Source organism: Pseudomonas sp. LB1P83 (genome assembly GCF_054897885.1).
Window position 1 is genome coordinate 3,284,357 of record NZ_CM142709.1, and the last position, 17,878, is coordinate 3,302,234.

At 53.2% G+C, this 17,878-nt stretch carries 15 protein-coding genes; 7 read left to right on the forward strand and 8 right to left on the reverse strand.

Features of this window, described 5'->3' with window-relative positions:
- Positions 1–14: 14 nt before the first annotated feature.
- From ACYZTY_RS15015 to ACYZTY_RS15030, 4 genes are all read right to left on the reverse strand, one after another.
- Complete coding sequence (locus ACYZTY_RS15015; protein ID WP_461959171.1) at positions 15–509, reverse strand: tripartite tricarboxylate transporter TctB family protein; 495 nt, start codon at positions 507–509, stop codon at positions 15–17.
- Positions 506–1,477, reverse strand: a complete 972-nt coding sequence (locus tag ACYZTY_RS15020) for a Bug family tripartite tricarboxylate transporter substrate binding protein (RefSeq protein ID WP_461959172.1) — start codon at positions 1,475–1,477, stop codon at positions 506–508. The genes ACYZTY_RS15015 and ACYZTY_RS15020 overlap by 4 nt, the downstream gene beginning before the upstream one ends.
- A gap of 124 nt (positions 1,478–1,601) precedes the next feature.
- Positions 1,602–2,672, reverse strand: coding sequence for a sterol desaturase family protein (locus tag ACYZTY_RS15025; RefSeq protein ID WP_461959173.1), 1,071 nt, complete (start codon positions 2,670–2,672; stop codon positions 1,602–1,604).
- Between the two features lie 205 nt (positions 2,673–2,877).
- Positions 2,878–4,209 (reverse strand): aminotransferase-like domain-containing protein, encoded by a 1,332-nt coding sequence (locus ACYZTY_RS15030; protein WP_461959174.1) that lies wholly within the window; start codon positions 4,207–4,209, stop codon positions 2,878–2,880.
- A gap of 90 nt (positions 4,210–4,299) precedes the next feature.
- Between ACYZTY_RS15030 and ACYZTY_RS15035 the strand changes: the two genes are divergently transcribed.
- On the forward strand, positions 4,300–5,196 hold the full coding sequence (locus tag ACYZTY_RS15035) for a DMT family transporter (protein ID WP_461959175.1): 897 nt from the start codon (positions 4,300–4,302) through the stop codon (positions 5,194–5,196).
- 129 nt (positions 5,197–5,325) lie between these two features.
- On the opposite strand, the gene ACYZTY_RS15040 is transcribed toward ACYZTY_RS15035, so the two are convergent.
- On the reverse strand, positions 5,326–5,688 hold the full coding sequence (locus ACYZTY_RS15040; protein ID WP_461959176.1) for a DUF6124 family protein: 363 nt from the start codon (positions 5,686–5,688) through the stop codon (positions 5,326–5,328).
- A gap of 475 nt (positions 5,689–6,163) precedes the next feature.
- Between ACYZTY_RS15040 and ACYZTY_RS15045 the strand changes: the two genes are divergently transcribed.
- Together ACYZTY_RS15045 and ACYZTY_RS15050 are read left to right on the forward strand one after the other, a co-directional pair.
- A complete protein-coding gene (locus tag ACYZTY_RS15045; protein ID WP_461959177.1) occupies positions 6,164–6,784 on the forward strand; it encodes a LysE family translocator in 621 nt (206 codons plus the stop codon).
- Positions 6,785–6,887: 103 nt separating this feature from the next.
- Positions 6,888–7,247 (forward strand): DUF7079 family protein, encoded by a 360-nt coding sequence (locus ACYZTY_RS15050; protein WP_461959178.1) that lies wholly within the window; start codon positions 6,888–6,890, stop codon positions 7,245–7,247.
- Between the two features lie 210 nt (positions 7,248–7,457).
- On the opposite strand, the gene ACYZTY_RS15055 is transcribed toward ACYZTY_RS15050, so the two are convergent.
- The gene (locus ACYZTY_RS15055; protein ID WP_461959179.1) at positions 7,458–7,820 is read right to left on the reverse strand and encodes a DUF6124 family protein; all 363 of its coding nucleotides are present in this window, start codon (positions 7,818–7,820) and stop codon (positions 7,458–7,460) included.
- Between the two features lie 548 nt (positions 7,821–8,368).
- Here ACYZTY_RS15055 and ACYZTY_RS15060 point away from each other — a divergent pair.
- The 3 genes from ACYZTY_RS15060 to ACYZTY_RS15070 all read left to right on the forward strand — a co-directional run bounded on the left by ACYZTY_RS15060 (position 8,369) and on the right by ACYZTY_RS15070 (position 12,420).
- Complete coding sequence (locus ACYZTY_RS15060; protein ID WP_461959180.1) at positions 8,369–9,493, forward strand: AlbA family DNA-binding domain-containing protein; 1,125 nt, start codon at positions 8,369–8,371, stop codon at positions 9,491–9,493.
- Between the two features lie 890 nt (positions 9,494–10,383).
- A complete protein-coding gene (locus ACYZTY_RS15065; protein WP_461959181.1) occupies positions 10,384–11,748 on the forward strand; it encodes an AlbA family DNA-binding domain-containing protein in 1,365 nt (454 codons plus the stop codon).
- Between the two features lie 192 nt (positions 11,749–11,940).
- A complete protein-coding gene (locus ACYZTY_RS15070; protein WP_461959182.1) occupies positions 11,941–12,420 on the forward strand; it encodes a hypothetical protein in 480 nt (159 codons plus the stop codon).
- Between the two features lie 285 nt (positions 12,421–12,705).
- On the opposite strand, the gene ACYZTY_RS15075 is transcribed toward ACYZTY_RS15070, so the two are convergent.
- Positions 12,706–13,065: a DUF6124 family protein gene (locus ACYZTY_RS15075; protein ID WP_461959183.1), complete on the reverse strand. Its 360-nt coding sequence runs from the start codon at positions 13,063–13,065 to the stop codon at positions 12,706–12,708.
- Between the two features lie 625 nt (positions 13,066–13,690).
- Here ACYZTY_RS15075 and ACYZTY_RS15080 point away from each other — a divergent pair.
- Positions 13,691–14,095, forward strand: a complete 405-nt coding sequence (locus tag ACYZTY_RS15080) for a DUF6632 domain-containing protein (protein ID WP_461959184.1) — start codon at positions 13,691–13,693, stop codon at positions 14,093–14,095.
- A gap of 372 nt (positions 14,096–14,467) precedes the next feature.
- On the opposite strand, the gene ACYZTY_RS15085 is transcribed toward ACYZTY_RS15080, so the two are convergent.
- Entirely contained in the window at positions 14,468–16,774 is a 2,307-nt protein-coding gene (locus tag ACYZTY_RS15085) for a diguanylate cyclase (protein WP_461959185.1), read from the reverse strand.
- Positions 16,775–17,878 lie beyond the last annotated feature (1,104 nt).

Below are 17,878 nucleotides of genomic sequence, written 5' to 3' on the forward strand. Positions count from 1 at the left end.
CGTGTTTTATCTCCTCAGATCCAGGCATTGATCAGGGGCGGAAGGGAAACTCCCAGTCCGGCGTTGAACAACCAATAAATCGGCAGCGTCAAGGCAATGCCGATGGCCAGATCCCGCACCGGACGGCGACTGCCAAACCCCCGGGCCGAACAGGCAAACAGCAAGCCAGCCGCCAACACGAACCCGATGAGGTTAATCAGTACGGCCACGGCCACCAGACCCGCCGTCACCCAAGCGGCCCCGAACATGCCGCCGGGTAGCACTTTGGCAGACTCATCCTCGTGGTCCGCCAATTCGCGGAAACCACCGGTGACGGCCTGATAACACAGCAACAGGCCGACGACGCCGAGGAATGCCGCTAACGCATAGGGATAGACATGAGCGCCGAGGATGACGAAGCCCATTTCGGCAGGAAACCGGTAGGCGCCGAGCGCCAGGACCGCACTGATGGCGACCAGCCCCACGCCGATCGCCAGTTGCACCGGCACGACTCTACGAGTCTGGTTCATTTCGCAATCAGCCCGACCTCAACCAGCATCGCACGCAGCCGCACGTGCTCTGCGTCGACAAATTTGCCGAACTCATCGCCGGTCAGGACGTTGGGTGCCCATTTATTGGTCTCGACATTGGCTTTCCAGCCTTTGCTTTCGGCGGCGGCGAGGACGGCGTCGGTCACTTCCTTGCGTTGCTCGGGTGTCAGGCCCGCCGCACCGTAAACACCTCGCCAGTTGCCGATAATCACGTCGTAGCCGCTTTCTTTCAGCGTCGGCGCATCGATACCGGCAATACGCTCGGGCGCGCCGATGGCGAGCACACGGAACTGGCCGTTCCTGATGTATTGGCCCAGTTCGGCGTAACCGCCGGTGATCACCTTGATCTGGCCGCCCAATACCTGAGCCACGACTTCACCCCCACCCGCGAACGCCACGTAGTTCACCTTGTTGACGGGGATCCCCATTTTGCTGGCCAGATCGGCGATGCCGATGTGATCAATCGAGCCCTTGGAGCCACCGCCCCAAGTGATGCTGGAGGGTTTTTCCTTGAAGGCTTTGAGCAAGTCGTCGAGGGTTTTGAACTCGGACTCCTTGCGCACGGCAATCACGTTGTATTCGGTAAACAACCGTGCGATCGGTGTCACGTCCTTCAAGGTGATTTGCGGTTTGTTCTGCTCAATACCCGCGACCATGATCGCGCCGACCACCAGCAGCGCATTCGGATCGCCCTTGGTGCTGTTGGCAAATTGCGCCAGCCCCAACGTGCCGCCTGCCCCACCCTTGTTCTCGAAGGTGACAGATTTTGCCGCTTTGGCCTCGACCAGGGCTTTACCCAGGTCCCGTGCGGTCTGGTCATAGCCTCCACCGACCGAGCCTGGGGCCATGAACTTGACGGTATCCAGCGCAAACGCCGGTGTAGTGAGCGCGGCAGCGGTAATGGCAACTGCAATGGAGCGGCTGAATCGACGGTACAAGGCGAGCATATGGAGTCTCCCGATATTGTTTTTGTGGGTGCCGATTGAATCTCGCTCAGGAGCAAACCCTGCTCACTGAACATGCTTCTGTGAACAAGCGTAGGCCATGCTTGTGTTTGGTGACGCCCTTCGCTCAGGTGAATGCTTTACGAGATCCTTCGGCGGGCAACTCGGGCGGATGTGAAGCGCCGGGAAGAACCGTCTGTGGGCGAGTTTGCAGATGGATCTTGCGGGCGAGGTCCACAAACGGCGTGACGATCAGGCTGTAGATCGTCAGGTAACGCTGGTGGTCCTGCTCACCGGTGCCGAAGCGGATGGCTTCCGGCTTCGAGGTGGTGACGTAGAGCGTTCCGAACATCCAGTCCCAGAGTGACAGGTTGACTCCGAAGTTCTTGTTGAAGTGTCGGGCCGCGTCACTGTGGTGAATCTGGTGCTGGGCCGGACTGTTCAACACATGCTCGAACACTGGCCCGAACGACAGCCAGACATGGGTGTGACGCAGGTTTGCGGCAAAACCGTTGAAGATCAGTACCAGCCAGGTCACGCCAAACAACGTGTAACGGCTGATCTCGCCACCGCAGGCGTACCAGAAGACGCCGGCAAAGGCAGCGATGCAGACGGTATTCGTCAGCTTTTCAACAATTTTTTCCACGAAGTGAACCCGGCTTGCAGTGGCGGGGACCAGAACGGGTGCCGAATGATGGACCTTGTGGAATTCCCACAGCCATCGGGAATGAAAGGCCCGGTGGACCCAATAGTTGGCAAAATCCTTGACCAGAAACACCCCCAATCCAAACAGCAGAGAAAGTAAGAGGTGGTCCCCGACTTGCACCCGTGCGCCCCAAAGGTTGGTCATGAAACGGATGTAGTCCCCAGAGCGCAGGATGTACGGGTCCACCAGACCGACGATGGGCAACACCAGCGACACTTTCAGGATGGCGCGGACGAAGTAGTAGCGGTAATCCAGCAACGCCGAGCGGTGCAAATGAACCCGGGTCCCGCCGATGAATTGCCCGAAAGAACGCGCGTCAGTCAGCCCGCGGGATTTCCTGAAGCGGAACAAGCCGTAGGCAACGCTGTAGGAGGACAACAGAAACACCAAGCCAACACGACCGTTCAAATCGAAGATGCCAAGAAACTGGTCGGTGACCGGTGTAATTACCCAAAGAGACAAGTAGTCATAGAAAAGCGCAAGAACATCCACGAGCGGCCAGCCTCCGTCAACGAGCAGAAAGTGTAAATCAGATCGCTAGAGTGGTGAATGCCCCGGCCCCTTCGCGAGCAAGTCGGATTACAGCAACGCCGCTCACACAGGGGAACGCATTTCCAATGTGGGAGCGGGCTTGCTCGCGAAGAACGATGACGCGGTGTACTTGTCAGTCATCCTGCTTTGGCCAGGTATGGCTTCGCTACGTATAAGCCCCCACCACCCGCTTCACTTTCTCCAGCGCCACGCCAAGTGCGACCATGTCCACCGAGCCCAGCGCCAGGCGGATCGCGTGCGGCACATGGACCGAGGTCGCAAACGGTTCGGCGGTCGATACCGCCACCTGCTCGCGCATCAAGGCCATGGCGATCTGGTCAGCCCTTGCGTCTTCCGACAAGGGCAGCCAGATAAAGTACGAAGAAGGATGGCGCACGAAGTGCAGGCCGGCCAGGTGCTCGTCGGCCAGGGCCTGTCTGGCCTGTGCGTCCGCACGCTTTTGTGCTTCCAGCAGGCTGACAGTTCCATCATCGATCCAGGCGCAGGCAATTGCCGTCATCACCCCGGGCGTATTCCAGGTGGTCGCCCTGATCGTGCGCTCCAGTGCGGCCACTGTTTGCACGGGTGCTGCGACGAATCCGACACGTAACCCGGTGGCGACGCTTTTGGAAAACCCTGAAACGTACACCGTCCTTTCGGGTGCCATTTGCGCTATCGGCGGCAGTAAATCCTCCGCCAGAAAAGCGTACGCAGCGTCCTCGATGATGTGCAGGTCGTGCTTGCGCGCAATCGCCACGAGACGCTCGCGTTGATCCCCTGCCATCACCCACCCCAGCGGATTGTGCAGGATCGGCATGGTGTAGAGAGCACGTACCGACCGGCTCCGGCAGAGCTTTTCGAGTGCATCAAGATCAGGCCCGGTGTCAGTGCCAGGAATGGGCACGACTTCAAGATGCAGCGTTTCAGCCAGCACCTTGAACCCCGGGTAGGTCAACGCATCAGCCGCGATCACGTCACCGGGTTGCAACAGCGCCATCAGGGCCACCGTCAATCCGTGCTGAGCGCCACTGACGAGCAACACCTGCTCGGCCTGGACCGTCAGCCCGCGCCTCTCCAGATGACGCGCGACTGATGCCCGCTCATGCGGACGCCCCGCATGTGGCTGGTAGCGCAGATGGGATTCCAGGTCGCCGGACAACGCGAGCTGACGCAAGGCAGTGCGCAGCAGATCGGCCTGCCCCGGTACGGAGGGATAGTTGAAGTTGAGGTCGATCATCCCCGCCACAACGCTGGGCTGGTGAATGCCCAGGCTGGGCGGCAGCGAAGTCTCGCGCACGAAAGTGCCGCGCCCCGTTTCGCCACTGACCAGGCCCATGGCCTCCAGCTCCCCATAGACCCTGCTTGCAGTGACCAGGGCCAATCCGTGGGTAGCGGCAAGCAAACGGTGAGTCGGCAAGCGCGTACCCGGCGGCAAACGCCCAGAACGGATATCGGCTGCAAAGGCGTCCACCAGCGACTTGTACCGGGAGCGAGGCATAGAGAAATGTATCCATGACAATTTTTTGATTGTAACGATAGTCGGTCATACGATGCGCTGAATGCAACCCGACACATGAGTGGACGCTAAATGGAACGGACATCGAAGCTGCACAACCAGACGCTGGAAAAGAACACCAGCGGGCTGATCAATGGGTTGATCGGCGTGGTGATCTTCAGCGGTTCGCTGCCCGCGACACGGGTGGCCGTCCTGGAATTCGACCCGGTCTTTCTGACCGTGGCCCGAGCCACCATCGCTGGTGTACTGGCGCTGTGCATGCTGTGGCTGTTCAAGGAAAAGCGTCCTGCGCGAAACCAGGTCTTGCCCTTGGTCGTCGTCGCGTTGGGCGTGGTGGTCGGGTTTCCGCTGCTGACCGCGCTGGCGCTTCAGTACGTGACCTCCGCGCACTCCATCGTCTTCGTCGGTATGTTGCCGCTCGCGACCGCCGCGTTCGGTGTGTTGCGCGGTGGCGAGCGTCCCCGGGCGGCGTTCTGGTTCTTCTCGGTCCTGGGCAGCCTGCTGGTCGTCGGCTTCGCCGTTTCCCAAGGACTGACCGCCTCGCCGACAGGCGACATCCTGATGCTGTTGGCCATCCTTGCCTGCGGTCTCGGTTACGCCGAAGGGGCGAAGCTGTCCAAAACCCTGGGCGGCTGGCAGGTGATTTCCTGGGCACTGGTGTTGTCGCTGCCGATTGTGGCCCCACTGACCTGGTGGCTGGCGCCCTCTTCGTTCTCGGGAATCAGTGCGCCGGCCTGGTTGAGCCTGGCGTACGTGTCGCTCTTCAGCATGCTGATCGGCTTTGTATTCTGGTATCGCGGGTTGGCTCAGGGAGGGATTGCGGCCGTTGGACAGCTTCAACTGCTTCAGCCGTTTTTTGGGTTGGCGCTGGCAGCTACGTTGCTTCATGAGCATGTCAGCATTGGCATGTTGGGGGTTACTGTTGCGGTGATTCTGTGTGTGGTGGGTGCGAGAAGGTTTGCGAGATAACGCGTCGGTCCCCGGCGAAGCCAGCCGGTCTTGTGGCTAACAAAAACCCCAGTGGCCGGCAGACCACTGGGGTTTTCTTCGCGCTTGCAACGCTGCGACTCGCTACCCGCTCACCACGCCAGACCGCACCTACTTGGGCAGATCAATTTTATCCAACACCCGGTTCGCGGTGATCTCCGCCACCATGATGCTGTTGGAAATGCCCAGCAGCGCATAACGCGATTCACCCTCCAGATGATCCACCAACTGGTGCACCATCACATCGACCGAGGCCAGTGTCTCGACCAGATAAATCGCCAGGGTTTCGGCCGTGGCCTCAGTGTCTACGGAAAACAGGGTACTGCGTGTTCGCGGGGTGGACTTGATGTCGGCATTCGACGGGAAGTGGAAGTCGAGCGCCCGTTCGGCGGCTTCGTTGAGTTTTTTGGAATCGGTGGATTCGTAGGGCGAAACGTCTTCCGTTTCCGGGGGATTGGGTGTGGCTTTGAACATGGTGATGCTCCTTGATTAGTGGAGCCGCCACCGTTCGCGGTCAAACGAATAAAGGTGGCAGCTGTACGCGGGTTGACCGACCGGAAATCAAGGAATCCGGCACACCCGAAGATGTCCCACGCACAGCCACCGCAAAAAAGCCGGAAGCTTTTCTTGGGCACTGGTACGCCTTGATTGAGTCGGACGGTCAAATCCGGACGCTGAATTGGCAGCGACCCGGAAACGATAGAGCCCAGGCCCAAGGCGCACAAGCCGGCGGATTCTGGCGCAGCCGTAGGCAACGGCGCAAGGATTTGTAGCTTTCAGGAAGTAAACTTGATGGCGATTAAACATGCACCCTCAAATCATGTTGAATGAGCGGGCGCGCACTCACTGCGAGCAACGAAAGTGTACGGCGACTTGCGTCCACCGCTGTACGGGGAAAGCCCCCCGCCGTCCATGATAAAAATACCGCTCTCGCTTCCGGAGACCTGTCATGGACCTCGCCACGCTCACGCTTTTTCTCCCCGCCTGCTTCGCGCTGAACATGGCGCCGGGGCCGAATAATCTGCTGTCGGTCAGCAACTCGACGCGCTATGGCTACCGCATCTCCTGCGTGGCCGGGATCGGTCGATTGCTGGCGTTTGCCGGGATGATTGGCCTGGCGTCGGCCGGGTTGGCGGTGGTGTTGCAAACGTCCGAGTTGCTGTTCTATGGCATCAAGATTGTGGGCGCGGCGTATCTGTTTTACCTGGCGTGGCAATTGTGGCGTGCCGATCCGGGTGCCGAGAAGGCAGTGACGGGCGCGTCGGTTGGCGTGTTGGCGTTGGCGCGGCAGGAGTTTCTGGTAGCAGCCGGCAATCCCAAGGCGATCCTGGTCTTCACCGCATTCCTGCCCCAGTTCGTCGACCCGACCCGCGCGGTGACACCGCAATTTGCGTTGCTCGGCGCGTTGTTCCTGATGCTGGAATGGATCGCCATCAGCGCCTACGCCTACATGGGCCTGCACATGCGTCGCTGGTTTGCCGAGCCTCGGGGCAAGCGGATATTCAACCGATGCTGCGCAGGGTTGTTATCGGCGGCGGCCTCGGTGCTGTTGATGGCGCGCCGTGCGTGAGTTCCAGGGTTGACCGGATGCTGCGCAGGTTCAAACTGCGGTGCGGAAATGGCGCAGTCACATCACTGCATACGTTCGACGCATAACTAGAGGAGCTGGCCCATTGGGACATATTCTGACTCCTGCGGAACGAGCAAGCATCCAGATCGCGCTGGCAGAGGCCTTTGTAGACAGCTCTGTCGACTTCGCCTCTATCGCAGAACGAATCCGGGGCTATGACCCAAAGGTCGTTGAGGACATCTTCTACTCAGAGGTCGCGCCTGTTTGCTTCAGCAACCTTGAAACGCCCGTCCCTCCTGTCTGGACTGGTTTTAAGGATGAATGGTTATTAGATGAAATAGCCAAAGAACTAAAAGCGCGAGAAAACAGTTGGCTACGACGTAGCTTCGACTTGTTAAAAGTTACATGGCTACGCTACAGCTACGGTTACATTTGGAAGGAGCTCATGAAATTTTGCGCTTAACGAGAACGAGGCGATACGCAACATGTGACCGTGGGAGCATTTGACCGGCGATGAAGCCGGCCGGTCTTACTGCCAACAAAAGCCCCCAGTGATCGGCAAACCACCGGGGGGTTTTCATCGCGTTTGAAACGCAGCGAGTCGCTGCTATGTCACTTCTGGCCCTGATTAACAGCCAAACATCAGTTAGCCACTCACCACAGCAAGCGGCACCTACTTGGACAGATCAATCTTATCCAACACCCGATTCGCTGTGATCTCCGCCGTCATGATGCTGTTGGAAATACCTAGCAGCGCGTAACGCGATTCACCCTCCAGATGATCCACCAACTGATGGACCATCACATCGACCGAGGCGAGCGTCTCGACCAGATAAACCGCCAACGTTTCGGCCGTAGCCTCCGGGTCCACGGAAAACAGGCTGCTGCGTGTACGCGGGGTGGACTTGATGTCGGCATTCGACGGGAAGTGGAAGTCGAGCGCCCGTTCGGCGGCTTCGTTGAGTTTTTTGGAATCGGTGGATTCGTAGGGGGAAACGTTGTCCGTTTCCGGGGGATTAGGTGTGGCTTTGAACATGGTGATGCTCCTTGATTAGTGGAGCCGCCACCGTTCGCGGTCAAACGAATAGAGGTGGCAGCTGTACGCGGGTTGACCGACCGGAAATCAAGGAATCCGGCACACCCGAAGATGTCCCACGCACAGCCACCGCAAAAAAGCCGGAAGCTTTTCTTGGGCACTGGTACGCCTTGATTGAGTCGGACGGTCAAATCCGGACGCTGAATTGGCAGCGACCCGGAAACGATAGAGCCCAGGCCCAAGGCGCACAAGCCGGCGGATTCTGGCGCAGCCGTAGGCAACGGCGCAAGGATTTGTGGCTTTCAGGACGTAAACCCGATGGCGTTTAAACAAGCACCCTCAAATCCTGTTGAATGAACGGGCGCGCACTCATTATGAACAAGAAAAGTGTAAGGCTACTTGCGTCCAACGCTGTACGGGGAAAGCCCCCAACCCTTGCGGTGGCAAATAAAAATCGAGCTAGCCCATCGTGACACTAGCGAGATCCCTGTGTCACCATCACTCAAGCCGACGTAATTCTTCCCTCATTAGGATCGGGTGCATTGATTATGGATGACGTTTTAATTGAGAAACTGCTGTACATGGGAGAAGGCGCGAGCCTAGATTATAAACAGCAACAATATGTAGTTGACGGGAAGGATTTTAAAGCTAAATCCGAGTTACTCAAGGATATATTAGCCTTTGCTAACGCTTGGCGTTCGGACGATGCGTACATTTTAGTAGGGGTTAGCAACTCAGGTGAAGTTATAGGTTTGGATCATGATCCTGACGACTCACGACTGCAGCAGTTTATTAATAGTAAGACCAATCACCCTATCGACTTCTCATATCGTTCCCTTACTTACAAAGGAATAAACTTAGGTCTTTTTACTATCCCTCAGCAATTGCGACCTGTTTATTCAAAGAGTGACTATGGCGTCGTAACCGCGCATACAGTATATGTTCGCCGTGGCTCATCAACTGCAATCGCAGACCCAACAGAGATAGCCCGAATGGGTGTCGCACAGTTAAATTCTGCGAATGCTCCGGAGCACATGCCCGAACTAGACGTAAAGCTAGTTTCGGACGACGATGAAAACACCAAAACCTTGAGTTTCAAGTACGTCAAACTCAACCTTTTGGATTATCCAGATTACACATCCCCCCCGGAGCGGCCCAGCGCCTACGCTATACCCTCACTAAACTTTGACAACGAAGACTATTACAGAGAGCTCGCATCTTACTTTAGAAAAAGGCTCGGCTTGTTTAAACTTCAATTATGCGTAACAAACTCTGGTAACAGTTACGCCGATGACGTTCGAATTTATGCAGAGTTGAAAAACTGGAAAAACGGCAACGTATTTCTTGACAGCGAACTAAATAGCCGTCCGAAAAAGTCATATTTGCCAGGGGGCAATCTCTACAAAAATATTACCGCACTTAACCGTTCTGTTGACATATTTTCAAAGAAAGACAGAACAATCATCCTCTTTCATGTCGGAAAGATACACAGCGGAGAAAGCGTACTAACTTCTGCCGTTTTCCTTGACTCTCCTCCTGCTGAGATGGATTGTGTTTTCGTGAAGATACTATCGGATCAATTACGCGCACCGAAGGAAGTTATGATCCCGGCCACAATTGCATTCGATGAGATCGAACTAACTTTTGAGATGTTGAAAAAAGAATTAAAGTGAGTCCTTGCGCCGAGGTTTAGGGTTGCGAATCCCAGTGATATTAGGGCTGCTCGGGTTAACGCTACCGATTGCCGACATAAACATGTTTTCAAAGATTCATTCCGGTCAAAGCCGTAAATCTCTGTAGTTGACTAAATTTTCAAGCTTCGGGGTTCTCAGTTTTTTTTGGGACGACTCGAACCCCAGAACATTGGAGCAGGCTGGAGCAACGATAAAGTACCGTAGTAGGCTGTACTTGTTTAACTTGGCGCCGACGCGATCTAACAATAAGTCGGTCAACCTTCTGCATGATCTCACCACAAATTGGGCATCTGCCTTGCTTTTCCCATTCGGTCTGAGGCGGTATAGGAAACCCAGCAACGGCCCTGGCTCGCCTATACCTCCAACGAGAAAATCGAGTAAATGCAGCCATCATCACAAAGATAAGTGCACCAAACCCAACAATTGCAACCCCTACAAATCCCCTGCCACTTTGGCTTCCGCGGCCACGTCCTCCGCGCCCTCCGCGTCCTCCTCGAGCATTTGTATTGCTCGATAACAGAGCCAAGGGGGCCAGAAGAAATAACCGCCGAGATAGACCCCTCTTCATCGTCACCGTCCTAGTTTGTAATCGTTAGTTTTCGGTCGAGCTCTGGACGCAACAATCGACTTCGGTCAACTGTACGTGACTCGGGCAGTATAGCGGCCTGTACGACCGATATGGGGAGAGCAGCAGCCGGCTAGGTGAAATCAAACTATGCTCACGCGATCCTAACAATGGCAATCTAAATTCTAATCATGGGCTGCTTTAGACCATGAAAGGATAAGTTTAGTGTAAATGGCACTGACCAAAAAAAATCAAACCGCAGGAATGCGTCTAACATCTCTACATCTCGTAAGGATGTTGCCATATGACCGTCTCACGCGAACGTTTAGCCGATCTGTTGATAGACACTCAAGAAGCCCTCGATTGTGAGGTAAAAAACTGGCTTGATCTGCAAGGCTCTAACGATGACAAAGCCACATTCGCCAAAGCCGTTCTCGCCATTGCGAACCACGGAGGCGGATTTATTGTTCTTGGTCTCATTGAAACTGACGCTGGCATAGTAGAGGCAGAGGATCGGCCTGCTACCCTCGACCGCTATAATCAAGATCTGATCAACGGGATCGTGCAAAACTACTGCGATCCACCCTTTCACTGCGCAGTGCACGTAGTTGCTAACCCACTTGGCGCAGTATTTCCTGTGGTGCTAGTTCCAGGCGGGCACCGGGTTCCTGTCAGAGCGCGACGTGCAGGGCCAAACGGGAACACCGTCCATCTCAATGCCATCTATGTTCGCAAGCCAGGACCGCGAAGCGAGACCCCTCAAAGCGCTCAGGACTGGGATGATCTTCTAGGCCGATGCCTTCGCAATCGGCGCGATGAGATGTTTGATCAAATTAGAGATTTGATCATTGGCGCTGTCCCGCAGGTAGAACAGGATCCGGAGCCAGTTAGACTCGATGAATGGATAAGATCCAATTGCGAGCGCTGGAAAGTGCTCGTTGACGAACTTCCCGAAAATGACGGGCCACGAATGCCCTATGGACGCTATTACATCGCTTACGAAATAGTCGGCGAGCGCAGACAAATTAATCACGCACAATTTCCAGATGTTCTCCGAGCGAGCGTAGTTCGACACACAGGTTGGCCTCCATTTTGGTATCCAACGCGAGCCGGCATTGCCCCCTACCCAATAGATGGCACTGTCGAGTGCTGGTTAGGAAACGACCGCGAAGCTGGGCCGGAAGATCGAGACGCTGCGCACTCGGACTTTTGGCGCATCCATCCGGATGGTCTAGCTTTCCTCCTTCGCGGTTATCAGGAAGACAGCCGGGATGCCCAACGAACGGGATTCGGACCAACTCCACCAGGAACGATTTTCGACATTACCTTTCCCGTCTGGAGGGTTGGAGAAGCTTTGCTTCAAGCACGACGTCTTGCAGCCAATCTCTTCGACGGGCCGACAACTATCAGGGTCGTTGCCAGCTACGAAGGATTGTCCGGTCGATCATTGGTAAGCATGGATGGCCGTCGTCATATGTGGGATGGCCGTGTCTCGCATCAGGATACGATCACCCTGAATACGCATATTGATGCCCAAAAGATCGATGCGAATCTTCCGGAGATCGTACATCCGCTCTTATCGCCGCTTTATGCGCTATTCGATTTCTTCGAGTTACCGATGCAATTGGTAGTGGAAGAACTTGCCCGTATGAGGGCTGGAAACTTCTGACCGTGCCTTATTTCGACTCCCTAGGTGAAGGCTGCTTTTGGTTGAAAGCGGCCGCCCATTTGGCAATGACTTCAAATTGGGTTCTAGCAACCTTGATCCTGAGGGCAAGTAAACTCACCTGGGGGCCGAACCTTTCATCACAGTGAGACGGTCTTCGACAGCCGCTGAACTCAAACACGGAAGCTCTTCAACATGACATCAATCTCCACTCTCGCCCCAATCCTGGCCGGACTTGTTGTCACGATCTTGCTCGGCCTGACGGTCAAGCCATTGTTGACCCATGCGACGAAGTCAATGTCTCTTCCACCACCAAGCGGTGCCCTCGACACCGAATGGCTGAAGGTGATATCGGGGAACGAAGGCGGAAGTGTGTTAGGTGCTCTAGAGCGATTTCTATTCTTCTCTGCCTTCTTGGCAAACGCTGACGTTGTAGTGGCAAGCTGGCTTGCCTTCAAGGTCGCCTCAAAATGGAACGCTTGGACAAACATAGTCGCTGTACCGAAAGACATTCAGGATGTAGACCCCATCGGTTTCTTAATCGCCCGTCGTAGCTGGGCGACACACCTTCTCACGACGTTTCTCGTCGGTACGCTGGCAAACATTATCGCGGGCTTGCTTGGCGCCGCTTTCACACGTCATGGGTATGCGCTGGAAATGAATATTCTATGCTGAGTTTGGCGAGCGCTAACTTAATGTACGTGTGGACACGTCTCTGCACAAAAAGCCTCTGAAAATCTTTACCCAAAGGGCTGCAGGCGACCCACTCGCGATAATCAGACCTTCAAACCTCCACCCCGGTACCCGGCAAAGCCCGCGGGTATCGCGGCCAACAAAAAACCCCAGTGATAATCACTGGGGGTTTTCTTCGCGCTTGTAACGTGGCGATTCGCTGCTATGCCATTTCTGACCCGGTTTGACAGCCAAATATCAGCAGCCCATTACCACATCAGACCGTACTTACTTGGGCAGATCAATTCTATCCAACACCCGGTTCGCGGTGATCTCCGCCACCATGATGCTGTTGGAAATACCTAGCAGTACGTAACGCGATTCACCCTCCAGATGATCCACCAACTGATGGACCATCACATCGACCGAGGCCAGGGTCTCGACCAGATAAACCGCCAGGGTGTCGGCCGTGGCCTCGGGGTCAACGGAAAAAAGGGTGCTGCGGGTTCGCGGGGTGGACTTGATGTCGGCATTCGAAGGGAAATGGAAGTCGAGTGCCCGCTCGGCGGCTTCGTTGAGTTTTTTCGAATCGGTTTCGTACGGGGAGACCGGATCGGTGTCCGGCGGATTTGGTGTGACCTTGAACATGGTGAAACCTCGTTTACTGGTGAAGCTGCCACATTCGTTTCCAAGCGAAGGGGTGGCAGCTGTACGCAGGTTGGAAAACCAGGGTAAACGAGCCCGGCAGACCTATAAGGTCTCCCACGCACAGCCGCCATAACGGAATGCACATAGTGCGAAAAAATACGTTATGAAGAGGTGCCTTCGTATCGTTTACCCGTCGAGTTTCCAAGCCCGACCGCTGAATGGTCAGCGGCAGGGAAACGATAGAGCCGAGGCCCACGACACACAAGCCGGCGGATTCTGGCGCAGCCGTAGGCAACGGCGCAAGGATTTGTAGCTTTCAGGAAGTAAACCCGATGGCGTTTAAACAAACGCCCTCAAATCCTGTTGAATGAATGGGCGCGCACTCACTTTGAGCAATAAAAGTCGTGGATGTAGCGATAGCTAATGAGTAGCTATGCTTGGTCTACTGCCGGAATTAATTGAGCAGATTGGGTTTTCCGTCCATTTTCAGCGGTTACCCGACTGTCACAATGCCCGGTCTAGTCAGGCTAGACGACAGAACGAGGAATGTTATCCACCAAGCCCGTGAGGGTGTTATCACCCCACTTGAGGTCAATTTAGAGTCAGGCCCAAAGAGGAATCCGTCATGACCGTAGTCGATCGCCTTAGGTATTTGCGCGTCGTTCTAGTGTTGGCTGGCCTCGCGTGCCTTGCTCTCTACCCACTTATGTTGTTCTGGCCGTCCGGCTGGGCCTGGCACGTCGGTCACTCGGACTACCCGATGATGATCGTTGGCATCTACGCCACACTTGGCGTGTTCTTGATCCTGGCCGCACGTGATCCATTAGCCAATCTGAGCCTGATCTGGTTCACCGTTTGGTCTAGCGCCGTACACGGAGGAATCATGGCCGTCCAAGCGGTAACCCAGCCGGAGCAAATGGGGCACTTGGCGGGTGACGTGCCGGCGCTCTTCATCGTGGCGGTTACCTTGGCCATCTTGACGCCCCGCTCGCCATTGGCCGCTCGTCCCCGGACACACAATGAGGCCTAAGAGCAGGTTTGACTGTCAGGATCGGGACGAAAATTGCGTTTCTACGCAAATTTTTGGTTTGCTGATCAACCAAGTACCAACAGATTTTACGTAGCAGACTGTGCCCGCTTTTTTCACAGCCTGAGGCGCTTTCTGCCTGTCACGACTGACCGGTTGGGTCGTCCTGACCTCCGCGACCGGCAACTATCGGCCAGGAGCGGTCAGTCACAAATAAGGCTGATAAAAAAATAATCACGTAGGCATGGCTGACCACGACAATCGAAGGTCAGCCAAACGAAATCTCTCCGGAGCGTATCCTTACAACATCCATAGGCGGCTTAAGAGTCTACAAAACCGGATGGCAAGTTTTTACAAATCGCAACATCAATATAATCACGCATTCAACGCCTCTTTAATTTTTTCGATTGCCCGCAATGATTTCGACGATTTAAATTTCATTTTAATTGCGACAGATGCCATTAGAGAAAAACGTTCCTGATCAAATTTAGAAGACTTAGCAAGCTTTGCGTCCGCAAGCAGGCAAGCATAAATGAAATAACCGTATTCATGCACGGCTTTCAAGATATTGATGTTTGTCAGTGTGAGCGAACTCAATACATCCAGCCCGGATTCAACATCGTTTAAATTGCGACTTGCAATTCCATAGTTCGTTTTAAATATTGGGTTTTTTGGTTCCTTAGCAATTGCCATTTTAAAAAATGTTTGTGCTTCGGCATTGAGACCGAGAGTTCCCGCAGTTAGTCCTCCGAGATTTAATATTGTGGCAGTATCGATACCGAACTCTAAAAGTTTTTTAAAGTCGGCATATGCGGTATCAAACAATTTGTCGCGCCTTAAAGACTGTAATATAGAATGTGCTGTATCTGCGCTAAAGTGACGTATACGTGCGGCTGGGTCCAACCCCGCACCTGAAGCTGAAAATCTCGCAAGCTCTATATAGTTTGAGAAATGAACAGTCGCAATTTTTTTCTTTGTTAGTTTGATTAGATCATCATGATTGAATACTCCAACGAGAGTACCCAACTCTGGAAGTTCGCGCGCGATCTGTTCAGAAAAGCCTGTTAGCACTGGTTCGGAATACGAATGATTATTGCCGATTATGCAAATCGAGCCTTTGTCCAATACTTCTACTGCTAGTGATGAGTGAAAAGTAACTTGCGCGATTTTATATAGTCGCGCTAGAGCGCTATTAAGTGCAGCTGATCCAAATTTTTTAGAATATTCAGGCTCTCGATTGAAGCGAACTACGATTGCGAAAGGACGTTGGTTTTTAGACGCTCCATCCTCAACTAGATTTTGAAGATTTTGAAATCCTGAGCCTGGTAATGATCTAGTAGAAGCAGGGAAGAATTTTGAGGAACTTGGCAGAAGGTGACCAATGCTTCCGGCTGGTATTGCCTCTAAGGTAGAAGATACTGAAAGCTGAAGGTGTGGGTCTTTGCTGTCATCAATGTAAGCGAACGAAATTTCTGGCTGTGAATTAAATACAACTATTCGCGCGCTCTCTACACGGGGGTATGTGCCAAGCGTTCTAGTAGTTCGGCCATCATTGATTAGAAACTTCTCACTCCCAGAATAAGTCGGATGAAAAACCCTGAACTCCTGGCCATGGGTGACTCCTACATTTTTACCTATATCGATAGCAATTACGCCAGTGCTTTTATCGTGTTCTAACACCCTTCCGCAAGATGATAAAATGTCCTCATAAAATATAACTTGATTCCTGCCGGCAGCCTTTGCTCTATAGAGTGCGGTATCCGCTATATCAAGAAAACTTGCTGAGCTATTTTCGCTGCTGGTGATCTGTTTTATTTGTGATAAGCTTGTGTGAAAGGCAACCCCAATACTGGTAGTTACGCTTCTGTCTCTAGTTGGAGGGAGTGATATGTCTGAAAGATTTTCGGAGGCTGACAACCAAGCCCACTCCGTATCTGATGGAAGAACTTCTTCTGAAATTGAAAGCCTGAAATCGTTAGCCCAAGCAGAAAACTCTTTTTTTGTTGCGTTTGCCACTATAAGAATTAAAAATTCTTCACCCGATGGATGGCCTATATATATAATTGGTTTTGACTCACTGCTACCACTACATATTTTTTCTGCGGCGCCTTCCAGTCGCCTTCCAAAAACTTTGAGAACTTGGTCTCCGTACAAGTGCCCCCAAGTGTCATTTACTTGCTTGAAATGGTCTATATCTAGAGCTAGAAGGCCAAGCATAGTGGGTTGTTCACTTTCCTGTGCTTCTATACTAGGAAGCAATTGATTATTACTGGCTAAAATTTCGTCCGATAACTTGCCTCTGAATGCATCTTTTGCTAGTAAATGTGTTAGAGCATGATGAGACACGCGATAGGCGTTATCTGCGCGCTCTAATATGCGAGAAATGTTCTCCCGAAATTTAGTTCGGGTTGAGATTTTTGGTGCTCTGGGGAAAGACATGACAAGTGTGGCTTCATAAGCCTTAATAAAAAACCATGCCTTAGAAGACTTTCTTTCGTAGTATGACACCGTTTCTCGAGTGGAGTTGTCGAGATTTATTTTGTCATCTAATGATGCTTCTGAGCTGTCTGATAAAGCAATCCAGTTATTATTATCGCGATAAAAAATCGCGTGCGTCATGTTGGGTTGTAGCAAATCTTCGATTATAATTGTTTCGAGAAATATTAACTTATCTAGTTTCATATAGCGTCCATTGCTACCTTTTAGCTGGGTTTTGAGTGGCCATACGATATCACGGCGATTACAGAGAGTTAAGTCGCAGGGTAAATGGAATGTTGAACACAGCAATACTCGCCTGTGTAGCTAATTCTTGCTCCTTTTTTTTGACTGGATCGCTTGTACCATCCTAAGTGCCTAGCCAGGCAGTGGTGAGAGCGGAACGTCAGTTTTTGGCCGAAACCGGTCGACTGTGATCGGTAGCTATCGGCCGGTAGTCGCCATTTTCGAACGACTGCTATGGGTCGACCTCTGCCGGTCATAAACAGTGGGGCATGCTGATCAAATTTGTTCCCAAGGACTGTTCTCTGCCGGTCAATGCCCACGAATCGAGCTGCTCAAATCCGATGAAAATGACTGGTCAGGTCCCAAATTGGTGGAAAGGTCCGTGCAATTACCCAAATAACTTCACCGCCTAATCACGTTCCGAAAGGTGACGCCACTTTTTTGTCCTAAAAGATTCATAGAGGAAATAATTTAATCAAAAAATGGGCAACCTGACGGAGAACCGCAGGCACCACCGCGCGCCTTAGCATTGAAACGCGCTATGTGAAAAGCACTGGGTTAAGAACCATCCGCTGTCAGTAGGCGTTCAACCGGCTGGCAGCTGAGGCATATTTTTAACGACCTTCGAGGGACCAATGCGTAAGCCAGCTCAAAATAGCTCAAAACATAAGGTTTAAAAGATATGCCGGAAAATTTTTTCGGCAGCCGAGGCTCCGAGCATCTTGGATGGTGAACAACGCGCAGCAGGGATGTTTTACAAAAGCACGCGTACAAAATTCATGCTCTTCACTCCTAGAAGAATGCTGTTGAGTACCCCTGACGATATCCAAGCCACTCAAGCTGACTTCAGCAACTAGGTTTTTCAGCATGGACTCGTGACTAGGGATTGATTTGCTTTTCGCGTGTCATAAAAAGAGCGCAGAAATAAATCAGTCCCCTGCCCTCTTGATTTGATAGCGTATGGCCGATAAAGGCTCTTAGCCACCACTAAAACTCAGGGAGGATCTGTTGTGAAATCGATGCTGGGATCAGTGAAAGGTATGTTGTTGCTGCTGGTGGTCGCTT